Below are 24,774 nucleotides of genomic sequence, written 5' to 3'. Positions count from 1 at the left end.
GCCTTACCCGGCCTACATGCGTTCGTAGGCCCGGTAAGCGAAGCGCCACCGGGCAATAAAACGGATCATTTGTTACGCGTCAATTTCTCAAGATCCGCTTCAATCTCGCTGATCTTATTGGTGACTACGCTTTCCAGGTGACGCAAGTCATCAAGGATCTTACGTTTGAGATCGACTTCGGTACGATCGCGCTGGCAGATCTGATCGAGTTCATCGATCACATAGCGCAGGTTAGGGCTGATTTCCTGTACTTCTTTGTATCCCTGACCGACACCGTCAGCAACGACGGTCTTACGCTGGCGCGGGTATTTAAACTTCACGCTCTTGGCGAAAAACTCTCCTTTGTCCTTGTGAAAATAGATTTTCAAAATATCGTTATTGGCTTCCTGACGGAGGCTGTAACGATCAATCTCATCAGGATTGGTAATGCCCAGACTTTTCAGATTATCGTACATAGCGGTACCCTTGATCTCAACATAACCTTTGAATTATTAACGAAAAAATCTATTTTCGCCACCCTCAGATACAAAAAAAGCGGGGTTGCCCCCGCTTTTTGTTATACCCGATTAATCGATGGTGCGCAGCAACTCGTTGATGCCCACTTTGCCGCGGGTTTTCGCATCGACTTTCTTCACGATGACCGCACAGTACAGGCTGTATTTGCCATCTTTAGACGGCAGGTTGCCGGAAACCACAACGGAACCCGCCGGTACGCGACCGTAATGCACTTCACCGGTTTCTCGATCGTAGATACGGGTGCTCTGGCCGATGTAAACGCCCATGGAGATCACGGAACCTTCTTCAACGATCACGCCTTCAACCACTTCGGAGCGTGCGCCGATGAAGCAGTTATCTTCGATGATGGTTGGGTTAGCCTGCAGTGGTTCCAGTACGCCACCGATGCCAACGCCGCCGGAGAGGTGAACGTTTTTACCGATCTGCGCGCAAGAGCCGACGGTCGCCCAGGTATCCACCATGGTGCCTTCGTCTACATACGCACCGATGTTCACGTAAGATGGCATCAGCACGGTGTTGCGTGCGATGAATGCGCCCTGACGCACTGCCGCAGGGGGAACCACGCGGAAGCCTTCTTTCTGGAAACGCGCGTCGTCGTAGTCTGCAAATTTCATTGGCACTTTATCAAAGTAGCGGCTTTCTGCTCCGTCGATAACCTGGTTATCGTTGATACGGAAAGAGAGCAGCACGGCTTTCTTCAGCCATTGATGAGTCACCCACTGGCCGTCAATTTTTTCTGCGACACGCAGTGCGCCGGAATCCAGCAGAGAAATCACCTGGTTAACGGCTTCACGGGTAACGGTATCCACATTTGCCGGAGTGATTTCGGCGCGACGCTCAAAAGCGGACTCAATAACGTTCTGTAACTGCTGCATTGTTTACTCTTTCCATTTCAAAAAAACACGTCACCCTTTATCGTTTGGATTGAGGGCTGCTGTCAACCGTTGTTGCACCTCAAGTTGCAGGTCATTATTAAGGGCACGCCGGTCGGCGGTCGCGATTATAAATAAATCTTCTACTCGCTCGCCAATGGTTGTAATTCGGGCACCGTGAAGCGAAATTCCCAGATCGGCAAAAACCTGGCCGACGCGGGCGAGCAGCCCTGGCTGGTCAAGTGCGATAAGCTCAAGGAACGATTTACGATCGGTGTGGGTCGGCAGGAAATTGACCTCAGTATCGACGGTAAAGTGTCGCAATTTCGCCGGTTGACGGCGCGGCTGCGGTGGCTGCCAGCTGCGCTGGGTAATGGCCTGTTCCAGACCGAAGCGTATCCCTTCATGGCGATCCGACGACAGCGGGCTGCCATCCGGTTCCAGCACAATAAAAGTATCCATTGCCATGCCGTCGCGGGTGGTGAAAATTTGCGCGTCATGAACGCTCAGGTTACGCCTGTCCAGCTCGGCGCACACCGCAGCAAACAGATAGGGCCGATCCGGGCTCCAGATGAAAATCTCCGTCCCACCGCGCGTGGCCTGCGGGCTGAGCAGGATCATCGGCTTTGACAGATCGTGCTGGAGCAAATGCCGTGCATGCCAGGCGAGCTGGTTTGGGCTGTGGCGCACAAAGTAGTTAGCACGACAGCGCGCCCAAATCTGGTGCAGTGCCTCTTCATCAATATTATCCATCCGCAGCAGTGCCAGTGCCTGCAACTGGTGGTGGCGCACGCGTTCGCGCATGTCCGGGGTGTTCTGCATCCCGCGACGTAGCTGTTTTTCCGTTGCGAAGTAGAGTTCACGCAGCAGGCTTTGCTTCCAGCTATTCCACAGCGTTTCGTTGGTGGCGCAGATATCGGCCACCGTCAGACACACCAGGTAGCGCAGGCGGTTCTCCGTTTGCACCGCTTCGGCGAACTGCTTGATCACCTCCGGGTCCTGAATATCACGACGCTGTGCAGTCACTGACATCAGCAGGTGATGGCGTACCAGCCAGGCGACCAGTTGCGTTTCGCGCGAGTTCAGCCCGTGCAGCTCGGCAAATTTCAGCACGTCCTGGGCACCCAGCACCGAGTGGTCGCCACCGCGGCCTTTGGCGATGTCGTGGAACAGGGCGGCAATCAGGATCAGCTCAGGGTGAGCCAGGCGCGGCCACAGTTCCACGCACAGCGGATGGCGGGATCGCGTCTCTTCTTTCGCAAAACTTTCCAGCTTGAGCATGACGCGGATCGTGTGTTCATCTACCGTGTAGGCGTGGAAAAGATCGAACTGCATCTGCCCGACGATATGCGACCACTGCGGCATATAGGCCCACAGTACGCTGTGACGGTGCATGGGCAGCAGCCCACGACTGACGGCTCCCGGATGGCGCAGCATACTCAGAAACAGAGAACGTGCTTCCGGGATATAGCATAGCGGCTGCTTCAGATGGCGGCGGGCATGGCGCAGATGGCGCAGGGTGGTGGAGTAGATCCCGGTGATCGTGCTGTTGCGAACCATAGTGTAAAACATCCGCAGGATCGCTTCCGGCTCGCGGATAAATAATGTTTCGTCGCGCAGGTCGATAAGCGTACCGCGCAGCTGGAATTCGTCATCAATGGGGCGCGGCTTTTCGTCTGCCGTCAGCGCCAGAATCGCTTCGTCGAACAGTTGCAGCAGCATCTGGTTCAGCTCGGTGACGCGACGAGTGACACGGAAGAAATCCTTCATCATGTGCTCGACCGGCTCGTTGCCTTCACCGCTATAGTTGAGGCGCTGGGCCACGCTGAGCTGGCGATCAAACAGCAGGCGGTTATCGTAGCGCGTGACTTCCAGATGAAGGGCAAACCGGATACGCCACAGCAGGTGCAGACACTCGTTTAGCTCGTTGCGTTCGGCCTCAGTTAAGAAGCCAAACCCGACCATCTCATCGAGCGATGTCGCGCCGAAGTGGCGGCGGGCGACCCACTGTAAGGTGTGGATGTCGCGCAGACCGCCGGGGCTGCTTTTGATATCCGGCTCAAGGTTATAGCTGGTGCCGTGATAGCGCTGATGGCGCTGATTTTGCTCCTCGACCTTTGCGGCGAAGAATTTTTCTGACGGCCAGAAGCCGTCGCTGAAGATATGTTTTTGCAGTTCAAGGAACAGGGCCACGTCGCCAATCAGCAGGCGGGTTTCAATGAGGTTGGTGGCAACGGTCAGGTCAGATAACCCTTCCAGCAGGCACTCTTCCAGGGTGCGCACGCTGTGGCCGACTTCCAGCTTCACGTCCCACAGCAGCGTCAGCAGTTCGCCAATCTTTTGTGCTTGTTCGTCCGGCAGCTTTTTGCGGCTTAAAATCAGCAGATCGATGTCGGAAAGGGGATGAAGCTCGCCGCGACCATAGCCCCCGACGGCGACCAGCGCGATGTCGCCAATCTGCCCGAACCCGTAATCAATCCACAGACGCTGCAGGAGCTGGTCGATAAATTCTGTACGCGCTTCGATCAACTGCTCAGCGGAAATACCGGCATCAAAGGCGCTACCCAGCCAGCGCTGGAAGATATCCATATGCGCTTTGATGTGGGCGCAGGTCAGTTCATGTGGTGGCCAGACGCCTGGGTTGTCGGGCTGATCGGGGAGGGTGGGAAGGGCTGTGTTAGCATACTGTTCGGGTAAAAGATTACTCATCGTGCGCCACCCATAAGAAAAAGCTATCGCCATTAAAAAAGCCGGCATTCGCCGGCTTTTTATCACTCAATGTTCGTCAGTATCGCCGGGATGGTGTCATCCTTGCGCAACGTCATAATTTCGCAGCCGTTGTCTGTTACCACAATAGTATGCTCGTACTGTGCAGACAAGCTCCGGTCTTTGGTTTTCACCGTCCAGCCATCTTTCATGGTGCGGATACGGTAATCACCTGCGTTCACCATTGGTTCGATGGTGAAGGTCATGCCTTTTTGCAGCACCACGCCACCGTCATCCGCATCGTAGTGCAGAACCTGCGGTTCTTCGTGGAAGACGCGGCCAATGCCGTGACCGCAGTACTCACGCACCACGGAGAAACCTTCCGCTTCAACGAATTTCTGAATCGCCGCGCCGAGGGTACGCAGACGGATGCCCGGTTTGACCATTTTCAGCGCCAGATAAAGGCTCTCTTGCGTCACTTTGCACAGACGCTCGCCCAGGATAGTTGGCTTGCCGACGATGAACATCTTTGAGGTGTCACCGTGGTAGTCATCTTTAATGACGGTGACGTCGATGTTGACGATGTCGCCATCTTTCAGCAGTTTTTCGTCGTCCGGAATACCGTGACACACCACTTCATTAATGGAGATGCAGACGGATTTCGGGAAGCCGTGATAGCCGAGGCAGGCGGAAACCGCGTGCTGCTCTTTCACGATATAGTCGTTACAGATGCGATCCAGTTCACCGGTGCTGACGCCCGGTTTCACAAACGGTTCGATCATTTCCAGCACTTCAGCGGCCAGACGACCGGCGACGCGCATCTTTTCAATTTCTTCAGGGGTCTTAATAGAGATAGCCATGTAATCTGTCCATCAGTGTCGATTTTTTCGACAATACTAGTCTAAGTATCGTCAATGGTATCAGTCTGGCGCACCCCGTGCCAAATTGAGAATCATTAACAGCACACACCGCCAACAATTATTGGTTTCTGGCCGTGTTTTGTGGTATAAAGCGCGCCGGACTTCCGATCCATCTCGAATACACAGGCTGGACGGGAGCGACAAATCTCACTTTGTGTAACAACACACACGTATCGGCACATATTCCGGGGTGCCCTTTGGGGTCGGTAATATGGGATACGTGGAGGCATAACCCCAACTTTTACTATAGAGGTTTTAAACATGGCAACTGTTTCCATGCGCGACATGCTCAAGGCTGGTGTTCACTTTGGTCACCAGACCCGTTACTGGAACCCGAAAATGAAGCCTTTCATCTTCGGCGCGCGTAACAAAGTTCACATCATCAACCTTGAGAAAACTGTACCAATGTTCAACGAAGCCCTGGCTGAGCTGAACAAGATCTCTTCCCGTAAAGGTAAGATTCTGTTCGTTGGTACTAAGCGCGCTGCAAGCGAAGCTGTGAAAGATGCTGCTAACAGCTGCGACCAGTTCTTCGTGAACCATCGCTGGTTGGGCGGCATGCTGACCAACTGGAAAACTGTTCGTCAGTCCATCAAGCGCCTGAAAGATCTGGAAACCCAGTCTCAGGACGGTACTTTCGACAAGCTGACTAAGAAAGAAGCGCTGATGCGCACTCGTGAACTGGACAAGCTGGAAAACAGCCTGGGCGGTATCAAAGATATGGGCGGCCTGCCAGACGCGCTGTTCGTTATCGATGCAGACCACGAGCACATCGCAATCAAAGAAGCTAACAACCTGGGTATCCCGGTATTCGCTATCGTTGATACCAACTCCGATCCGGACGGTGTTGACTTCGTTATCCCGGGTAACGACGACGCAATCCGTGCTGTTAGCCTGTACCTGAGCGCTGTAGCTGCTACCGTTCGTGAAGGCCGTTCCCAGGATCTGGCTTCTCAGGCGGAAGAAAGTTTCGTAGAAGCTGAATAATAAGGTATTACCCCTTATTAGTACCGTGTATGAATAGGGGCCCATTATCGGCCCCTTTTTTCAATTTATACTGTTTGGCTTCTGGCCGGGCAGTTCACATCTCCCGAGGATTTAAGAATGGCTGAAATTACCGCATCCCTGGTAAAAGAGCTGCGTGAGCGTACTGGCGCAGGCATGATGGATTGCAAAAAAGCGCTGACTGAAGCGAACGGCGACATTGAGCTGGCAATCGAAAACATGCGTAAATCCGGTGCGATCAAAGCAGCTAAGAAAGCAGGCAACGTTGCTGCTGACGGCGTGATCATCACCAAGATCAACGGCAACTACGGCATCATTCTGGAAGTTAACTGCCAGACTGACTTCGTTGCTAAAGATGCTGGTTTCCAGGCATTTGCGAACAAAGTTCTGGACGCCGCTGTTGCGGGCAAAATCACTGACGTTGAAGTTCTGAAAGCACAGTTCGAAGAAGAACGTGTTGCGCTGGTTGCTAAAATTGGTGAGAACATCAACATCCGTCGCGTATCTTCTCTGGAAGGTGACGTTCTGGGCTCTTACCAGCACGGCGCGCGTATCGGTGTTCTGGTTGCGGCTAAAGGCGCTGACGAAGAGCTGGTTAAACAACTGGCAATGCACATCGCTGCAAGCAAGCCAGAATTCGTTAAGCCAGAAGACGTGTCTGCTGAAGTGGTAGAGAAAGAGTACCAGGTTCAGCTGGACATCGCGATGCAGTCTGGTAAGCCTAAAGAAATCGCAGAGAAAATGGTTGAAGGCCGCATGAAGAAATTCACCGGCGAAGTTTCTCTGACTGGCCAGCCTTTCGTTATGGACCCAAGCAAGTCTGTTGCTCAGCTGCTGAAAGAGCACAACGCTGACGTCACTGGCTTCATCCGCTTCGAAGTGGGCGAAGGCATCGAGAAAGTTGAGACTGACTTCGCAGCTGAAGTTGCTGCAATGTCCAAGCAGTCTTAATGAGTGAAAAGGAGCCGCCTGAGGGCGGCTTCTTTTTGTCACCCGTCAGACGAAATCAGACAGGCTCCAGTATCGCTGTGCTGATTTGCGACATATCATGTCGCCAGAATTAACCCCCATCTTAATCGTTGACAGTCTCAGGAAAGAAACATGGCTACCAATGCAAAACCCGTGTACAAACGCATTCTGCTTAAGCTGAGTGGCGAAGCGCTGCAGGGAACGGAAGGCTTCGGTATTGACGCAAGCATCCTTGACCGCATGGCACAGGAAATCAAAGAACTGGTCGAACTGGGTATCCAGGTTGGCGTGGTCATTGGCGGTGGCAACCTTTTCCGTGGTGCTGGTCTGGCGAAAGCGGGGATGAACCGCGTTGTGGGCGACCACATGGGTATGCTGGCAACCGTAATGAATGGCCTGGCCATGCGTGATGCGCTGCATCGTGCCTATGTCAACGCTCGCCTGATGTCCGCTATTCCTCTGAATGGCGTATGCGATAACTACAGCTGGGCAGAGGCTATCAGCCTGCTGCGCAACAACCGCGTGGTGATCCTCTCCGCCGGTACGGGTAACCCGTTCTTTACCACCGATTCCGCTGCCTGCCTGCGCGGTATCGAAATCGAAGCCGACGTGGTGCTGAAAGCGACCAAAGTCGACGGCGTGTTTACGGCCGATCCGGCAAAAGATCCTTCTGCGACCATGTACGATCAGCTGACCTATAGCGAAGTGCTGGATAAAGAGCTGAAAGTGATGGATCTTGCCGCCTTCACGCTGGCTCGTGACCACAAACTGCCGATCCGTGTCTTCAACATGAACAAGCCTGGTGCGCTGCGTCGCGTCGTTATGGGCGAAAAAGAAGGCACTTTGATCACGGAATAATTTCCGTCGGCGATAAATACAGGTAAGATTCCGCTTTATTTTGTAGTGGTATCTTACCCGGACGCGCCTTTGGCGTTGTCATGAATTAAACGCGACTATACTTAGCACACCTGTAGCGCTGTGCTGGCGGATAGTCTGCCTGAGACAAGTTTTCAAGGATTCGTAACGTGATTAACGACATCAGAAAAGATGCTGAAGTACGCATGGAAAAATGCGTAGAAGCGTTCAAAAACCAAATCAGCAAAATCCGTACTGGCCGTGCTTCTCCAAGCCTGCTGGATGGCATCATCGTGGAATACTACGGTACGCCAACACCTCTGCGTCAGCTGGCGAGCGTGACGGTAGAAGATACCCGCACGCTGAAAATCAACGTATTCGATCGCTCCATGAGCCCGGCCGTTGAAAAAGCGATCATGGCGTCTGACCTGGGTCTGAACCCAAGCTCTGCGGGTGCTGACATCCGCGTTCCGCTGCCGCCACTGACCGAAGAGCGTCGTAAAGATCTCATCAAAGTGGTGCGTGGTGAAGCTGAGCAGGGTCGCGTTTCCGTGCGTAACGTGCGTCGTGATGCGAACGATAAAGTAAAAGCCCTGCTGAAAGAAAAAGAGATCAGTGAAGATGATGACCGTCGTTCTCAGGACGACGTACAGAAAATGACTGACGCTGCGATCAAGAAAATTGACGCGGCGCTGGCAGAGAAAGAAGCGGAACTGATGCAGTTCTGATTTCTGTCGTACACTGATAAAACGCCGTTCAGAAGGACATGATGTCTTACTGGCGGCGTTTTGCTTTTATCGGGTCTAACTTTTTCCGGGCATCTCATGAAGCATTTAACACTCCTTGGCTCAACCGGCTCGATCGGTTGCAGCACCCTCGACGTGGTTCGCCATAATCCTGACAGCTACACCGTGACTGCTCTCGTGGCCGGAAAGAACGTGCAGCGCATGGTTGAGCAATGTCTGGAGTTTACGCCTCGCTTTGCGGTGATGGATGATGAAGTGAGTGCTCGCCAGGTGAAAGCGTTGCTGCAGGAGAAGGGCTGCCGCACCGAGGTAATGAGCGGGCAGCAGGCGGCCTGTGACATGGCGGCACTGGCTGAAGTGGATCAGGTGATGGCGGCCATCGTCGGAGCGGCAGGGCTTCTGCCGACGCTTGCAGCTATTGATGCCGGTAAAACGGTATTACTGGCGAATAAAGAGTCTCTGGTGACCTGTGGACGCCTGTTCATGGACGCGGTCAAACAGCGCGGAGCGCGTCTTTTGCCGGTAGATAGCGAACATAACGCGATTTTTCAGAGTTTACCGCAACCTTTTCAACAGAACCTGGGGTACGCTGACCTGGAGCAGAATGGCGTCGTGTCGATTCTGCTTACCGGGTCTGGTGGCCCGTTCCGTGAAACGCCACTGTCTGAACTGAGCGCAATGACGCCGGATCAGGCGTGCCGTCACCCGAACTGGTCGATGGGGCGTAAGATCTCCGTCGATTCAGCCACCATGATGAACAAAGGTCTGGAATACATTGAAGCGCGCTGGCTGTTTAATGCGTCAGCGAAACAGATGGAAGTGCTGATCCACCCGCAATCGGTGATTCACTCTATGGTGCGCTATCAGGATGGCAGCGTGCTTGCACAACTGGGCGAACCGGATATGCGCACGCCAATCGCGCACGCCATGGCGTGGCCGAATCGCGTAAAGTCTGGTGTGAAACCGCTCGATTTTTGCAAGCTGAGTTCACTGACCTTTAGCGAACCTGACTACGACCGTTATCCGTGCCTGAAACTTGCGATGACGGCCTTTGATCAGGGGCAAGCGGCGACGACGGCACTCAATGCGGCCAATGAAATTACCGTTGAGGCATTTCTTCAACAGCAGATCCGCTTCACCGACATCGCTGCGCTGAACCTGTCGGTGCTGGAGATGATGGATTTGCGTGAACCACAAAGTGTGGAAGAGGTGCTGGCGGTGGATAAAGAGGCGCGCATTGTTGCGCGGAAACAGGTGACACGTCTCGCAAGCTGGTGATAAAGCAAGCACTAGTGGTCGTGCTATTTGTTAGCGTTGGGCTTCAGTGATATAGTCTGCGCCACCTGATCGCAGGTATTTGACTTTGTGTGGTCAGGTAAGCCGTGGTTTGACACGGCTTTTTTATGTATAGGCTTCAGTATTCCTGAGTACCGTTACATCCTTTTCAGGGACTAAAAACGCGTTATGTTGTCTGCGAATCAACCAATGAGCGAAAACTTGCCAGCACATGGCTGTCGCCATGTAGCAATCATCATGGATGGCAATGGCCGCTGGGCGAAAAGACAAGGGAAGATACGAGCCTTTGGGCATAAAGCTGGGGCGAAATCTGTGCGCCGCGCTGTTTCTTTTGCCGCCAATAACGGCATTGATGCGTTAACGCTCTATGCTTTTAGCAGTGAAAACTGGAATCGACCTGCGCAGGAAGTGACGGCGCTGATGGAACTGTTTGTGTGGGCGCTCGACAGCGAAGTAAAAAGCCTGCACCGCCACAATGTCCGCCTGCGTATTATTGGCGAAACCAGTCGTTTTAACTCACGTTTGCAGGAACGAATTCGTAAAGCAGAAGCGCTGACGGAAAACAATACCGGTCTGACGCTCAATATCGCGGCGAATTACGGCGGACGCTGGGATATTATCCAGGGCGTTCGGCATCTGGCCGAACAGGTTCAGGAAGGGCTGTTGAGACCCGACCAGATTGATGAAGAGGCGCTGAGTCAGCAAATCTGCATGAATGAACTGGCACCTGTGGATTTGGTAATTAGGACAGGGGGAGAACACCGCATAAGTAACTTTTTGCTTTGGCAAATCGCCTACGCCGAACTTTACTTTACTGATGTTCTTTGGCCCGATTTTGATGAACAAGACTTTGAAGGTGCGCTGCATGCCTTTGCCAATCGAGAGCGTCGTTTCGGCGGCACCGAGCCAGGTGGCGACAACGCCTGATGGGGGTAGCTTTTGCTGAAGTATCGCCTGATTTCCGCTTTTGTATTAATACCCATTGTCATAGCGGCGCTGTTTTTACTGCCCCCGGTGGGATTTGCTATCGTTACGCTGGTGGTGTGTATGCTTGCCGCGTGGGAATGGGGACAGCTTAGCGGCTTTACGTCGCGCACACAGCGGGTATGGCTGGCGGTACTCTGTGGCTTTTTACTGGCCCTGATGCTGTTTACCTTGCCTGAATATCACCATGATATTCACCAGCCGCTGGTTGCAGGCTCCTTATGGATCTCGCTGGTCTGGTGGGTTGTCGCGCTTTTACTGGTGCTTTTTTATCCAGGTTCTGCGGCGATATGGCGTAATTCAAAAGTGTTGCGCCTTATTTTTGGCCTGCTCACAATTGTTCCTTTTTTCTGGGGTATGCTCGCGCTACGCGCCTGGCACTACGACGATAACCATTACAGCGGTGCGTTATGGCTGCTTTATGTGATGATTCTCGTCTGGGGGGCTGACTCAGGGGCCTATATGTTTGGTAAACTGTTCGGCAAACATAAACTGGCACCGAAGGTTTCTCCGGGCAAAACCTGGCAAGGGTTCATTGGTGGCCTGTTTACGGCGGCGATCATCTCCTGGGGCTATGGCGTCTGGGCGAATCTTGAGGTTGCACCGTCAACGCTGCTGGTATGCTCGATTTTCGCTGCGCTGGCATCGGTACTGGGTGATTTAACCGAGAGTATGTTTAAGCGTGAAGCAGGGATTAAAGACAGTGGTCACCTTATTCCAGGGCACGGCGGAATACTGGATCGCATTGACAGCCTGACAGCGGCTGTTCCAGTGTTTGCTTGTCTGCTTTTACTGGTATTCGGGACGATTTAACGGAAGGTTTTATGCTGAGCATTCTCTGGAATCTGGCGGCGTTCATTGTTGCACTGGGTGTACTGATTACCGTGCATGAATTTGGCCATTTCTGGGTTGCCCGGCGTTGCGGTGTGCGGGTGGAGCGATTCTCCATCGGTTTTGGTAAGTCGCTCTGGACGCGCACCGACAAGCATGGCACCGAGTTTGTCATTGCCCTGATACCACTGGGCGGCTATGTCAAAATGCTCGATGAGCGCGTCGAGCCAGTCGCCCCGGAACTCCGACACAGTGCGTTTAACAACAAAACGGTTGGACAACGTGCTGCTATCATTGCTGCCGGCCCGGTAGCCAATTTCATTTTCGCTATCTTTGCCTACTGGCTGGTGTTTATCATCGGCGTGCCTGGCGTACGCCCGGTTGTGGGTGAAATTACCCCTGACTCCATCGCGGCAAGTGCGCAAATTACACCGGGAATGGAACTTAAAGCGATTGATGGTATCGAAACCCCTGATTGGGATGCCGTGCGATTGCAACTGGTCGCTAAAATCGGCGATGAGCAGACGACTGTCAGCGTGTCGCCGTTTGGATCTGACCAGCGGCAGGAAAAAGTGCTGGATTTACGTCACTGGAGTTTCGAGCCTGACAAAGAGGACCCTGTTTCTGCACTGGGGATTCGACCGCGCGGTGCGCAGATCGAACCGGTGCTCGCCGAAGTACAGGCAAATTCGGCGGCGAGCAAAGCAGGTTTGCAAGCAGGCGACAGGATCGTTAAAGTCGATGGTCAGCCATTAACACAGTGGATGACCTTTGTTACTCTGGTGCGCGATAATCCGGGTACGTCACTCGCGCTGGAAGTGGAACGGCAGGGGAGCCCGCTCTCGCTGACGCTGATACCGGATACCAAATCGGGCAGCGGCAAGGCGGAAGGGTTTGCAGGTGTAGTGCCGAAAGTGATCCCTCTGCCTGATGAGTACAAGACAATACGCCAGTATGGGCCGTTTAGCGCCATCCTTGAAGCCACGGATAAAACATGGCAACTGATGAAGCTAACGGTCAACATGTTGGGGAAATTGATAACCGGTGATGTGAAACTGAACAACCTCAGTGGGCCTATCTCGATTGCTCAGGGGGCTGGGATGTCAGCGGAATTCGGGGTGATTTACTATCTCATGTTCCTCGCGCTGATTAGCGTGAACCTGGGGATAATCAACCTGTTCCCGCTTCCCGTATTAGACGGGGGCCATCTGCTGTTTTTAGCGATTGAAAAGCTAAAAGGCGGACCGGTATCCGAGCGAGTTCAAGACTTTAGTTATCGCATCGGCTCGATTTTGCTGGTGCTGTTAATGGGGCTTGCACTTTTCAATGATTTCTCTCGGTTGTAAGAGAGTTAGTTAGGAAGAACGCATAATAACGATGGCGATGAAAAAGTTGCTCATAGCGTCGCTGCTGTTTAGCAGCGCCACCGTATACGGTGCTGACGGGTTCGTAGTGAAAGATATTCATTTCGAAGGCCTTCAGCGTGTCGCCGTTGGTGCGGCCCTCCTCAGTATGCCTGTGCGCCCTGGCGATACGGTCAATGATGATGATATCAGTAACACCATCCGCGCTCTGTTTGCCACTGGCAACTTTGAGGACGTCCGCGTCCTGCGCGATGGTGATACGCTGCTGGTTCAGGTAAAAGAACGTCCAACGATCGCCAGTATCACTTTCTCCGGCAACAAGTCGGTGAAAGATGACATGCTCAAGCAGAATCTTGAAGCCTCTGGCGTTCGTGTGGGGGAATCACTGGACCGCACAACCCTTTCAGACATTGAAAAAGGTCTGGAAGACTTCTATTACAGCGTCGGTAAATACAGCGCCAGCGTGAAAGCGGTGGTGACGCCGCTGCCACGTAACCGTGTTGACCTGAAACTGGTCTTCCAGGAAGGTGTTTCTGCGAAGATCCAACAGATCAACATTGTGGGTAACCACGCGTTCAGCACCGACGAGCTGATCTCAACCTTCCAGCTTCGTGACGAAGTGCCATGGTGGAACGTTGTCGGCGATCGCAAATATCAGAAGCAGAAGCTGGCAGGCGACCTTGAAACCCTGCGCAGTTACTATCTGGATCGCGGTTACGCTCGTTTTAATATCGATTCGACCCAGGTAAGTCTGACTCCGGACAAGAAAGGGATCTACATTACGATTAACATCACTGAAGGCGATCAGTACAAGCTCTCGGGTGTTGAAGTAAGTGGAAATCTGGCGGGGCACTCTGCTGAGATCGAATCGCTGACAAAAATTCAGCCGGGCGATCTCTATAGCGGCTCTAAAGTGACCAAAATGGAAGACAGCATTAAGAAGCTGCTCGGCCGTTATGGTTATGCGTATCCGCGTGTACAAACTCAGCCGGAAATCAACGATACGGATAAAACCGTTAAGCTGCACGTTAACGTTGATGCGGGCAACCGTTTCTATGTGCGTAAGATTCGCTTCGAAGGTAACGATACCTCTAAAGATTCCGTTCTGCGCCGCGAAATGCGTCAGATGGAAGGGGCGTGGCTGGGTAGTGACCTGGTAGACCAGGGTAAAGAGCGTCTGAACCGTCTGGGCTACTTTGAAACGGTCGATACCGATACACAGCGTGTACCAGGCAGCCCGGATCAGGTTGATGTCGTTTATAAAGTGAAAGAGCGTAATACCGGTAGCTTCAACTTTGGTATAGGTTACGGTACTGAAAGTGGCGTGAGCTTCCAGGTGGGTGTTCAGCAGGATAACTGGCTGGGTACGGGTTACTCCGTTGGTATCAACGGCACGAAAAACGACTACCAGACCTATTCTGAGTTCTCTGTGACTAACCCATACTTCACCGTTGACGGTGTGAGCCTGGGCGGTCGTATCTTCTATAACGACTTTAAAGCAGACGACGCGGATCTGTCCTCCTATACCAACAAGAGCTACGGTGTAGATGGCACGCTCGGCTTCCCGATTAACGAATACAACACCCTGCGTGCGGGCCTGGGTTACGTGCATAACGACCTGTCCAACATGCAACCGCAGGTGGCGATGTGGCGTTACCTGGACTCAATCGGCCAGTCTGCGAGCACGTCCAGCGACAACAACGGTTTCGCTGCGGATGACTTCACCTTCAACTACGGCTGGACGTATAACCGCCTTGACCGTGGCTACTTCCCGACGGAAGGTTCGCGTGTCAACCTGAACGGTAAAGTGACCATTCCGGGTTCCGATAACGAGTTCTACAAGGTGACGCTGGATACCGCGTCCTACTTCCCGATTGATGATGACCATAAGTGGGTTGTTCTGGGTCGTACCCGTTGGGGCTATGGTGATGGGATTGGCAGCAAAGAGTTGCCGTTCTATGAGAACTTCTATGCGGGTGGTTCCAGCACCGTTCGTGGCTTCCAGTCCAATAACATTGGTCCGAAAGCGGTTTATTACGGTGGTAATGACGAAGATAACTGCGCAAGCCGTGATCCAAAACAAGTATGTAGCTCTGATGATGCTGTAGGCGGTAACGCCATGGCCGTGGCGAGCCTGGAGTTCATCACGCCTACGCCGTTTATCAGCGACAAGTATGCGAACTCTGTCCGTACCTCGTTCTTTATGGATGCCGGTACGGTGTGGGATACCAACTGGAGCACCACAGGTATGCCGAGCGATATTCCAGACTACAGCGATCCAGGCAATATTCGCATGTCTGCAGGTATCGCATTACAATGGATGTCACCGCTGGGGCCGTTGGTCTTCTCTTACGCCCAGCCGTTTAAGAAATACGATGGAGACAAAGCGGAGCAGTTCCAGTTTAACATTGGTAAAACCTGGTAATAATCCGCTGCAATGGAATGCGTTGGCAGTGTAGCGCTGACAACCGGCGATCGGTAATACGGTCGCCTTGCCACGCAAAGAACGGTACTTTCGGGTGCCAATGGGATGGTAAGGAGTTAATTGTGAAAAAGTGGTTATTAGCTGCAGGTCTCGGTTTAGCGATGGCAACTTCTGCTCAGGCAGCAGACAAAATTGCAATCGTCAACATGGGTAATTTGTTCCAGCAGGTTGCACAGAAAACTGGTGTTTCTGCGACACTGGAAAACGAATTCAAAGGCCGTGCTGGCGAACTGCAACGTATGGAAGGTGATCTCCAGACTAAAATGCAGCGTCTGCAGCGTGATGGTTCTACGATGAAAGCGAGCGAGCGCAGCAAACTGGAAAAAGACGTCATGGCTCAGCGCCAGACCTTCTCCCAGAAAGCGCAGGCTTTCGAGCAGGATCGTCAGCGTCGTTCTAACGAAGAGCGCGGTAAACTCGTCACTCGCATTCAGTCTGCTGTTAAAGCAGTCGCTGCCGATCAGAGTATCGATCTGGTTGTTGATGCGAACGCCGTTGCTTTCAACAGCAGCGATGTTAAAGACATCACCGCTGATGTTCTGAAACAGGTTAAATAAGTAATGCCTTCAATTCGACTGGCTGATTTAGCTCAGCAGTTGGATGCAGAATTACACGGTGATGGCGATATCGTCATCACCGCTGTTGCGTCCATGCAATCTGCTAAAGCTGGCAACATTACCTTCATGGTAAGCCCTAAGTACCGTGAACACCTGGCTCAATGCCAGGCGTCTGCCGTTGTGCTGACGCAGGACGATCTTCCGTTTGCCACTAGCGCTGCACTGGTAGTGAAAAATCCCTACCTGACGTATGCACGTATGGCCCAAATTCTTGATACCACGCCGCAGCCCGCGCAGAACATTGCAGCCAGTGCTGCAATCGATCCGACGGCGACGCTGGGTAACAACGTGGCAGTTGGCGCAAACGCCGTTATTGAATCTGGCGTAGCGCTGGGTGACAACGTGGTGATTGGCCCTGGCTGCTTTGTTGGGAAAAATACAAAAATTGGCGCAGGAACCCGTTTGTGGGCCAATGTGTCCGTTTATCATGACGTTGAGATCGGTGAAAATTGCCTCGTGCAGTCCAGCACGGTGATTGGTTCTGACGGGTTTGGTTACGCGAACGATCGTGGAAACTGGGTTAAGATCCCCCAGCTTGGCCGCGTGATCATCGGCGATCGCGTTGAGATCGGTGCCTGTACGACTATCGACCGTGGTGCGCTTGACGACACCATTATTGGTAATGGTGTTATCATCGATAACCAGTGCCAGATTGCACATAACGTTGTGATTGGCGACAATACCGCAGTTGCGGGCGGCGTTATCATGGCAGGCAGCCTGAAAATTGGCCGTTACTGCATGATTGGCGGTGCCAGCGTGATCAATGGCCATATGGAAATATGCGACAAAGTCACGGTAACGGGAATGGGCATGGTGATGCGTCCTATCACCGAGCCGGGCGTCTATTCCTCTGGTATCCCGCTGCAACCGAACAAGGTATGGCGTAAAACAGCTGCTCTGGTGATGAATATTGATGATATGAGCAAGCGACTCAAAGCGATTGAGCGCAAGATCGATCAACAAGACTAAGCGTTCATCCGTTTAACGCTATTTTTCCCGGCCTGTCGGCTTTCTTATAAACCGGCAGGCCGTGTTATTATTGCTATTTAGTACATTTGACAGGAAGAGTATTTTGACTACTGACACTCATACTCTGCATATTGAAGAGATTTTAGAACTTCTGCCGCACCGCTACCCGTTTTTGCTGGTAGACCGTGTGCTGGATTTTGAAGAAGGTCGTTTTCTGCGCGCAGTGAAAAATGTCTCCGTTAACGAGCCATTCTTCCAGGGACACTTCCCTGGTAAGCCTATCTTCCCTGGTGTATTGATCCTGGAAGCGATGGCACAGGCAACCGGTATTCTTGCGTTTAAAAGCGTGGGTAAACTGGAGCCGGGTGAACTGTATTACTTCGCGGGTATCGATGAAGCGCGTTTCAAGCGCCCGGTCGTACCTGGTGATCAGATGATCATGGAAGTCACTTTTGAAAAAACGCGCCGCGGCCTGACTCGCTTCAAAGGTGTTGCTCTGGTTGACGGTAAAGTTGTTTGCGAAGCGACAATGATGTGTGCTCGTAGCCGGGAGGCCTGATACGTGATTGATAAATCCGCCTTTATTCATCCTACCGCTATTGTGGAAACCGGTGCCATCATTGGTGCCAACGTTCACATTGGCCCGTTTTGTATTGTTGGACCCAATGTCGAAATTGGTGAGGGTACAGTGCTGAAATCTCACGTTGTGGTGAATGGTCACACGACCATTGGCTGCAACAACGAGATCTATCAGTTCGCCTCCATCGGCGAAGTAAACCAGGATCTGAAATATGCTGGTGAGTCGACCCGTGTGGAAATCGGCGATCGTAACCGCATTCGCGAAAGCGTCACCATTCATCGTGGAACAGTACAGGGCGGTGGATTGACAAAGGTGGGGAGCGACAACCTGTTTATGGTTAATGCGCATATCGCGCATGACTGTACCGTCGGTAGCCGCTGTATTCTTGCCAACAACGCAACGCTGGCGGGACACGTATCGGTTGATGATTTCGCAATTATTGGCGGCATGACCGCGGTTCATCAGTTCTGCATCATTGGTGCGCACGTGATGGTCGGCGGCTGCTCCGGTGTGGCACAGGATGTCCCACCGTTTGTGATTGCGCAGGGCAACCATGCCACGCCGTTTGGTGTGAATATCGAAGGACTCAAGCGTCGTGGCTTTAGCCGCGAAGCGATTACAGCGATCCGTAACGCGTACAAACTGCTGTACCGTAGCGGTAAAACGCTGGAAGAGGCGAAGCCGGAAATTGCCGAGCTGGCGAATAAGCACCCTGAGGTGAACGCGTTCATGGAATTCTTTGAACGTTCAACGCGTGGTCTGATTCGTTAATGGTCGACAGTCGTCCGCTTACGATAGCCCTGGTCGCCGGAGAAACCTCCGGCGATATTCTTGGTGCAGGTCTTATCCGTGCGCTTAAGGCCCATGTACCCAACGCCCGCTTTGTCGGCGTTGCTGGCCCGTTGATGCAGGCCGAAGGCTGTGAAGCCTGGTATGAAATGGAAGAGTTGGCCGTGATGGGCATCGTAGAGGTGTTAGGTCGCCTGCATCGCTTGCTGCATATTCGTGCCGATCTCACCCGCCGTTTTACCGAACTCAAACCCGATGTCTTTGTCGGCATTGATGCGCCTGATTTCAATATTACCCTTGAAGGGAATCTGAAAAAGCAGGGCATCAAAACGATTCATTACGTCAGTCCGTCCGTCTGGGCGTGGCGACAGAAACGCGTTTTCAAAATCGGACGGTCAACCAATCTGGTGCTGGCTTTCCTGCCTTTCGAAAAAGCGTTTTACGATAAATTCAATGTCCCGTGCCGTTTTATCGGTCATACCATGGCGGATGCCATGCCACTGGACCCGGATAAAAACGCGGCGCGTGATGTGCTGGGCATTTCCCATGATGCACATTGTCTGGCGTTACTGCCAGGCAGTCGTGGTGCGGAAGTCGAAATGCTCAGTGCGGATTTCCTGAAAACGGCGCACATTCTTCGCCAGACTTACCCTGATCTCGAAGTGGTCGTGCCGCTGGTGAATGCCAAACGTCGCGAGCAGTTTGAACGCATCAAAGCGGAAGTGGCACCGGATCTCCATGTCCACCTGCTGGACGGGAAGGGACGTGAGGCGATGGTTGCGAGCGATGCCGCACTGCTGGCCTCCGGTACGGCCGCGCTGGAGTGCATGCTGGCGAAATGCCCGATGGTGGTCGGTTACCGTATGAAGCCGTTCACCTTCTGGCTGGCAAAACGTCTGGTAAAAACGGACTACGTTTCACTGCCAAACCTGCTCGCCGGGCGTGAGCTGGTGAAAGAGCTTCTGCAGGATGAGTGTCAGCCGCAGGCATTGGCCGAAGCGTTGTTGCCGCTGCTGGCAAACGGTAAAACCAGCCACCAGATGCATGATACCTTCCGCGAACTGCATCAGCAGATCCGCTGTAATGCCGATGAGCAAGCGGCGGACGCGGTGCTGGAGCTAGCAAAATGATGGAATTTGTTTATCCCCACACGCATCTCGTGGCGGGAGTGGATGAAGTCGGGCGTGGTCCGCTGGTCGGCGCTGTGGTGACCGCCGCGGTGATCCTCGATCCTGCTCGTCCGATTATTGGTTTGAATGATTCTAAAAAACTGTCTGAAAAGCGCCGACTGGCACTGTTTGACGAAATTACAGAAAAGGCACTGGCCTGGAGTCTGGGGCGTGCAGAGCCGCATGAAATTGACGAGCTGAACATTCTGCATGCTACCATGCTGGCGATGCAGCGTGCTGTGGCGGGTTTGAAGATTGCGCCTGAGTATGTTTTGATCGACGGCAACCGCTGTCCGGCACTGCCCATGCCTTCTATGGCGGTTGTCAAAGGTGATAGCCGGGTTGCCGAAATCAGTGCGGCATCAATCATTGCCAAAGTGACACGCGATGCCGAAATGGCCGCGTTGGACCTCACTTATCCTGCGTATGGTTTCGCCCAGCACAAGGGATATCCAACGGCTTTCCATCTGGAAAAGCTGGCTGAACATGGCGCAACCGAACATCACCGACGCAGTTTTGGCCCGGTGAAACGCGCGCTGGGACGGGTGTCCTGAATCAATACGCAAGCAATTAAGTAACGCGGAATCTGAAGATGGCTGAACCACGTTTCGTACACCTGCGGGTGCATAGCGACTACTCCATGATCGATGGGCTGGCAAAGACCGGGCCGCTGGTGAAAAAGGCGGCCGCGCTTGGCATGCCTGCGCTGGCGATCACCGATTTTACCAACCTGTGTGGCCTGGTGAAGTTCTACGGAACGGCGCACGGCGCGGGGATAAAACCCATTGTTGGCGCGGATTTTCATGTCCAGAGCGACCTGCTTGGCGATGAATTGGCGCAGATTTCCGTGCTGGCAATGAACAACACCGGCTATCAGAATCTCACTCTGCTGATTTCCAAAGCCTATCAGCGCGGCTATGGTGCGCTGGGGCCATGGATCGATCGTGACTGGCTGGCGGAACTGAATGAAGGTCTGCTGCTGATCTCTGGTGGCCGTATGGGCGATGTCGGTAAAAGCCTGCTGCGTGGTAATAGTGCGCTGGTTGATCAATGCGTGTCGTTCTACGAAGAGCATTTCCCGGATCGTTTTTACCTGGAACTGATCCGCACCGGCCGCGCAGATGAAGAAAGCTATCTGCATGCTGCGGTCGCGCTTGCCGAAGAGCGCGGCCTGCCTGTTGTGGCGACCAATGACGTGCGCTTCCTTGAGTCAGGTGATTTCGATGCGCATGAGATCCGCGTAGCAATCCATGACGGCTTCACCCTCGACGATCCGAAACGCCCGCGCAACTACTCATCGCAGCAATATATGCGCAGTGAAGAGGAGATGTGCGAGCTCTTCTCCGACATCCCGGAAGCGCTGGAAAACAGCGTAGAGATTGCCAAGCGCTGTAACGTGACCGTGCGCCTCGGCGAATACTTCTTGCCGCAGTTTCCGACGGGAGATATGACCACGGAAGATTTCCTGGTCATGAAATCGAAAGAAGGTCTGGAAGAGCGTCTGGAATTCCTCTTCCCGGATGAAGCGGTCCGTAAAGAGAAGCGCCCTGAATACGACGAGCGCCTGGATATTGAACTTCAGGTGATCAACCAGATGGGCTTCCCAGGCTACTTCCTGATCGTAATGGAGTTTATCCAGTGGTCGAAGGATAACGGCGTACCTGTAGGTCCGGGCCGTGGCTCCGGTGCCGGCTCACTGGTAGCCTATGCGCTGAAAATCACCGACCTCGACCCGCTGGAATTTGACCTGCTGTTCGAACGTTTCCTTAACCCGGAACGTGTCTCCATGCCCGACTTCGACGTTGACTTCTGTATGGAGAAACGCGACCAGGTTATTGAGCATGTAGCAGACATGTACGGCCGTGACGCGGTATCGCAAATTATTACCTTCGGTACAATGGCAGCGAAAGCGGTAATCCGCGACGTGGGCCGTGTGCTGGGGCATCCATACGGCTTTGTCGACCGCATCTCTAAACTGGTGCCGCCCGATCCCGGCATGACGCTGGCAAAAGCGTTTGAAGCTGAGCCGCAACTGCCGGAGATCTACGAAGCCGACGAAGAAGTTAAAGCGCTGATTGACATGGCGCGCAAGCTGGAAGGCGTGACGCGTAACGCCGGTAAGCATGCGGGGGGCGTGGTTATCGCCCCGACCAAAATTACCGACTTTGCACCGCTTTACTGTGATGAAGCGGGCCAGCACCCGGTCACTCAGTTTGACAAAAACGACGTTGAATATGCCGGGCTGGTGAAGTTCGACTTCCTCGGTCTGCGCACGCTGACTATCATCAACTGGGCGCTGGAGATGATCAACGCCCGCCGCGAGAAGAACGGCGAACCGCCGCTGGATATCGCGGCCATCCCGCTGGATGACAAGAAAAGTTTCGACATGCTGCAGCGCTCGGAGACCACCGCTGTCTTCCAGCTTGAATCCCGCGGCATGAAAGATCTGATTAAACGTCTGCAGCCTGACTGCTTCGAAGATATGATCGCGCTCGTGGCCCTGTTCCGTCCGGGGCCGCTGCAGTCGGGCATGGTTGATAACTTTATCGACCGTAAGCACGGGCGCGAAGAGATTTCGTACCCGGATGTTCAGTGGCAGCATGAAAGCCTGAAGCCTGTGCTGGAGCCGACCTATGGCATTATCCTGTACCAGGAACAGGTTATGCAGATCGCCCAGGTGCTTTCCGGCTATACCCTTGGCGGCGCGGACATGCTGCGTCGTGCGATGGGTAAGAAAAAGCCGGAAGAGATGGCCAAGCAGCGTTCCATCTTTGAAGACGGGGCGAAGAAAAACGGCGTTGACGGCGAGCTGGCGATGAAAATCTTCGACCTGGTGGAGAAATTCGCCGGTTACGGATTTAACAAATCGCACTCCGCTGCCTATGCTTTGGTGTCATATCAGACGCTGTGGCTGAAAGCGCACTATCCCGCTGAATTCATGGCGGCAGTCATGACCGCCGATATGGATAACACCGAGAAGGTGGTTGGCCTGGTGGATGAGTGCTGGCGCATGGGGCTTAAGATCCTGCCGCCGGATATCAATTCGGGCCTCTATCATTTCCACGTCAACGACGAGGGTGAAATTGTTTACGGCATCGGCGCGATCAAAGGCGTGGGGGAAGGCCCGATCGAGGCGATCATCGAAGCGCGTAACAACGGTGGCTATTTCCGCGAGCTGTTCGATCTCTGCGCCCGCACTGATACCAAAAAACTGAACCGTCGCGTGCTCGAAAAACTGATCATGTCCGGCGCGTTCGACAGGCTGGGGCCGCACCGTGCTGCGCTGATGAACTCGCTGGGCGATGCCCTGAAAGCCGCCGATCAGCACGCGAAAGCGGAAGCGATCGGCCAGGCGGATATGTTCGGCGTGCTGGCGGAAGAGCCGGAGCAGATTGAGCAGTCCTACGCCAGCTGCCAGCCGTGGCCTGAACAAGTGGTACTGGATGGTGAGCGCGAAACGTTAGGTTTGTACCTGACGGGCCACCCAATCAACCAGTACATCAAAGAAATTGAGCGCTATGTCGGAGGCTACCGGCTGAAAGACATGCATCCGACAGAACGTGGTAAAATCACCACGGCTGCGGGGCTCGTGATTGCTGCAAGGGTAATGGTCACCAAGCGCGGCAATCGTATCGGCATCTGTACGCTGGATGACCGTTCCGGGCGTCTGGAGGTGATGTTGTTCACCGACGCGCTGGATAAATACCAGCAATTGCTGGAAAAAGACCGCATACTTATCGTCAGCGGACAGGTCAGCTTTGATGACTTCAGCGGCGGGCTTAAAATGACCGCCCGCGAAGTGATGGACATTGACGAAGCCCGTGAAAAATATGCTCGCGGGCTTGCTATCTCGCTGACGGACAGGCAAATTGATGACCAGCTTTTAAACCGACTCCGTCAGTCTCTGGAACCCCACCGCTCGGGGACCATTCCAGTACATCTCTACTATCAGAGGGCGGATGCACGTGCGCGGTTGCGCTTTGGTGCAACGTGGCGTGTCTCTCCGAGCGATCGTTTACTGAACGATCTGCGTGGCCTCATTGGTTCGGAGCAGGTGGAACTGGAGTTTGACTAATACAGGAATACTATGAGTCTGAATTTCCTTGATTTCGAACAGCCGATTGCTGAGCTGGAAGCGAAAATCGATTCTCTGACAGCAGTGAGCCGTCAGGATGAAAAACTGGATATTAACATCGACGAAGAAGTGCATCGTCTGCGTGAAAAAAGCGTAGAACTGACGCGCAAAATCTTTGCCGATCTCGGCGCATGGCAGATCGCCCAGTTGGCGCGTCACCCTCAGCGCCCGTACACCCTGGATTATGTCCGCCTGGCGTTTGATGAATTTGACGAACTGGCAGGCGATCGCGCATACGCTGACGATAAAGCTATCGTGGGCGGTATCGCACGTCTGGACGGACGCCCGGTGATGATCATTGGTCATCAGAAAGGCCGCGAAACCAAAGAGAAAATCCGTCGTAACTTTGGTATGCCTGCACCAGAAGGTTACCGTAAGGCGCTGCGCCTGATGGAGATGGCTGAGCGCTTCAACATGCCCATCATCACCTTTATCGACACCCCAGGTGCTTATCCTGGCGTGGGTGCAGAAGAGCGCGGTCAGTCTGAAGCCATCGCGCGTAACCTGCGTGAGATGTCTCGCCTGAGCGTGCCGGTCATCTGTACCGTTATCGGTGAAGGTGGCTCCGGTGGTGCGCTGGCGATTGGCGTGGGCGATAAAGTGAATATGCTGCAGTACAGCACCTATTCCGTTATCTCTCCGGAAGGTTGTGCGTCTATTCTGTGGAAGAGCGCCGATAAAGCGCCGCTGGCTGCAGAAGCGATGGGCATCATTGCTCCGCGCCTGAAAGAGCTGAAGCTGATCGACACCGTGATCCCGGAACCACTGGGGGGGGCGCATCGTAAGCCAGAAGTGATGGCCGCGTCTCTGAAAGCACAACTGCTGGCAGACCTGGCGGATCTGGACGTGCTGAGCAAAGAAGATTTGCTTAACCGTCGTTACCAGCGCCTGATGACCTACGGTTACGCGTAAGTTTCACAATTATCTGAAAAGCCGCACACTGTTGCGGCTTTTTTTATACCTGCG

The 24,774-nt window shown here is 53.5% G+C and carries 21 protein-coding genes; 17 read left to right on the top strand and 4 right to left on the bottom strand.

Annotated elements, in window-relative coordinates; genetic code table 11:
* Nucleotides 1-65: 65 nt before the first annotated feature.
* The 4 genes from ABGB15_RS17260 to map all read right to left on the bottom strand — a co-directional run bounded on the left by ABGB15_RS17260 (nucleotide 66) and on the right by map (nucleotide 4,954).
* Nucleotides 66-455 carry a DUF3461 family protein gene (locus ABGB15_RS17260; protein WP_008501916.1) on the bottom strand — a complete coding sequence of 130 codons (390 nt, stop codon included), beginning with the start codon at nucleotides 453-455 and terminating at the stop codon, nucleotides 66-68.
* Nucleotides 456-566: 111 nt separating this feature from the next.
* Nucleotides 567-1,391: a 2,3,4,5-tetrahydropyridine-2,6-dicarboxylate N-succinyltransferase gene (gene dapD, locus ABGB15_RS17255; RefSeq protein ID WP_152083511.1), complete on the bottom strand. Its 825-nt coding sequence runs from the start codon at nucleotides 1,389-1,391 to the stop codon at nucleotides 567-569.
* Between the two features lie 30 nt (nucleotides 1,392-1,421).
* On the bottom strand, nucleotides 1,422-4,097 hold the full coding sequence (gene glnD / locus ABGB15_RS17250) for a bifunctional uridylyltransferase/uridylyl-removing protein GlnD (protein ID WP_215723282.1): 2,676 nt from the start codon (nucleotides 4,095-4,097) through the stop codon (nucleotides 1,422-1,424).
* A 62-nt stretch (nucleotides 4,098-4,159) separates the two neighbouring features.
* A complete protein-coding gene (gene map, locus ABGB15_RS17245) occupies nucleotides 4,160-4,954 on the bottom strand; it encodes a type I methionyl aminopeptidase (protein ID WP_152083513.1) in 795 nt (264 codons plus the stop codon).
* A 321-nt stretch (nucleotides 4,955-5,275) separates the two neighbouring features.
* Here map and rpsB point away from each other — a divergent pair, with 321 nt between their 5' ends.
* From rpsB to accA, 17 genes are all read left to right on the top strand, one after another.
* Nucleotides 5,276-6,001 (top strand): 30S ribosomal protein S2, encoded by a 726-nt coding sequence (gene rpsB, locus ABGB15_RS17240; RefSeq protein WP_003856207.1) that lies wholly within the window; start codon nucleotides 5,276-5,278, stop codon nucleotides 5,999-6,001.
* Nucleotides 6,002-6,118: 117 nt separating this feature from the next.
* Nucleotides 6,119-6,970 carry a translation elongation factor Ts gene (gene tsf, locus ABGB15_RS17235; protein ID WP_152083514.1) on the top strand — a complete coding sequence of 284 codons (852 nt, stop codon included), beginning with the start codon at nucleotides 6,119-6,121 and terminating at the stop codon, nucleotides 6,968-6,970.
* A gap of 150 nt (nucleotides 6,971-7,120) precedes the next feature.
* On the top strand, nucleotides 7,121-7,846 hold the full coding sequence (pyrH, locus tag ABGB15_RS17230; RefSeq protein WP_000224567.1) for a UMP kinase: 726 nt from the start codon (nucleotides 7,121-7,123) through the stop codon (nucleotides 7,844-7,846).
* Between the two features lie 167 nt (nucleotides 7,847-8,013).
* Nucleotides 8,014-8,571 carry a ribosome recycling factor gene (gene frr, locus ABGB15_RS17225; protein ID WP_152083515.1) on the top strand — a complete coding sequence of 186 codons (558 nt, stop codon included), beginning with the start codon at nucleotides 8,014-8,016 and terminating at the stop codon, nucleotides 8,569-8,571.
* 96 nt (nucleotides 8,572-8,667) lie between these two features.
* A complete protein-coding gene (gene ispC / locus ABGB15_RS17220; RefSeq protein WP_152083516.1) occupies nucleotides 8,668-9,867 on the top strand; it encodes a 1-deoxy-D-xylulose-5-phosphate reductoisomerase in 1,200 nt (399 codons plus the stop codon).
* Between the two features lie 186 nt (nucleotides 9,868-10,053).
* Nucleotides 10,054-10,812 carry a (2E,6E)-farnesyl-diphosphate-specific ditrans,polycis-undecaprenyl-diphosphate synthase gene (gene ispU, locus ABGB15_RS17215; RefSeq protein ID WP_152083517.1) on the top strand — a complete coding sequence of 253 codons (759 nt, stop codon included), beginning with the start codon at nucleotides 10,054-10,056 and terminating at the stop codon, nucleotides 10,810-10,812.
* 12 nt (nucleotides 10,813-10,824) lie between these two features.
* Nucleotides 10,825-11,682 (top strand): phosphatidate cytidylyltransferase, encoded by an 858-nt coding sequence (gene cdsA / locus ABGB15_RS17210; RefSeq protein ID WP_152083518.1) that lies wholly within the window; start codon nucleotides 10,825-10,827, stop codon nucleotides 11,680-11,682.
* Between the two features lie 11 nt (nucleotides 11,683-11,693).
* On the top strand, nucleotides 11,694-13,046 hold the full coding sequence (gene rseP / locus ABGB15_RS17205; protein ID WP_152083519.1) for a sigma E protease regulator RseP: 1,353 nt from the start codon (nucleotides 11,694-11,696) through the stop codon (nucleotides 13,044-13,046).
* 31 nt (nucleotides 13,047-13,077) lie between these two features.
* Nucleotides 13,078-15,489: an outer membrane protein assembly factor BamA gene (gene bamA, locus ABGB15_RS17200; protein ID WP_152083520.1), complete on the top strand. Its 2,412-nt coding sequence runs from the start codon at nucleotides 13,078-13,080 to the stop codon at nucleotides 15,487-15,489.
* Between the two features lie 122 nt (nucleotides 15,490-15,611).
* Nucleotides 15,612-16,106 (top strand): molecular chaperone Skp, encoded by a 495-nt coding sequence (gene skp / locus ABGB15_RS17195; protein WP_042319211.1) that lies wholly within the window; start codon nucleotides 15,612-15,614, stop codon nucleotides 16,104-16,106.
* A gap of 3 nt (nucleotides 16,107-16,109) precedes the next feature.
* Nucleotides 16,110-17,135, top strand: a complete 1,026-nt coding sequence (gene lpxD, locus ABGB15_RS17190) for a UDP-3-O-(3-hydroxymyristoyl)glucosamine N-acyltransferase (protein ID WP_215723281.1) — start codon at nucleotides 16,110-16,112, stop codon at nucleotides 17,133-17,135.
* Nucleotides 17,136-17,238: 103 nt separating this feature from the next.
* On the top strand, nucleotides 17,239-17,694 hold the full coding sequence (gene fabZ / locus ABGB15_RS17185) for a 3-hydroxyacyl-ACP dehydratase FabZ (protein WP_007373234.1): 456 nt from the start codon (nucleotides 17,239-17,241) through the stop codon (nucleotides 17,692-17,694).
* Nucleotides 17,695-17,697: 3 nt separating this feature from the next.
* A complete protein-coding gene (gene lpxA, locus ABGB15_RS17180) occupies nucleotides 17,698-18,486 on the top strand; it encodes an acyl-ACP--UDP-N-acetylglucosamine O-acyltransferase (RefSeq protein ID WP_152083522.1) in 789 nt (262 codons plus the stop codon).
* A complete protein-coding gene (lpxB, locus tag ABGB15_RS17175) occupies nucleotides 18,486-19,634 on the top strand; it encodes a lipid-A-disaccharide synthase (protein ID WP_369064251.1) in 1,149 nt (382 codons plus the stop codon). Before lpxA ends, lpxB begins: the two co-directional genes overlap by 1 nt.
* A complete protein-coding gene (rnhB, locus tag ABGB15_RS17170; protein WP_152083524.1) occupies nucleotides 19,631-20,227 on the top strand; it encodes a ribonuclease HII in 597 nt (198 codons plus the stop codon). The genes lpxB and rnhB overlap by 4 nt, the downstream gene beginning before the upstream one ends.
* 38 nt (nucleotides 20,228-20,265) lie before the next feature.
* A complete protein-coding gene (gene dnaE, locus ABGB15_RS17165) occupies nucleotides 20,266-23,748 on the top strand; it encodes a DNA polymerase III subunit alpha (RefSeq protein ID WP_215723279.1) in 3,483 nt (1,160 codons plus the stop codon).
* 12 nt (nucleotides 23,749-23,760) lie between these two features.
* The gene (gene accA, locus ABGB15_RS17160) at nucleotides 23,761-24,720 is read left to right on the top strand and encodes an acetyl-CoA carboxylase carboxyl transferase subunit alpha (RefSeq protein WP_006810033.1); all 960 of its coding nucleotides are present in this window, start codon (nucleotides 23,761-23,763) and stop codon (nucleotides 24,718-24,720) included.
* The last annotated feature ends 54 nt before the right edge of the window (nucleotides 24,721-24,774 follow it).

Origin of the sequence: Enterobacter sp. MALB-1 (assembly GCF_041021625.1) — a bacterium.
Lineage (GTDB): Bacteria > Pseudomonadota > Gammaproteobacteria > Enterobacterales > Enterobacteriaceae > Enterobacter > Enterobacter oligotrophicus.
This window is presented reverse-complemented; position numbering and strand designations above follow the sequence as displayed.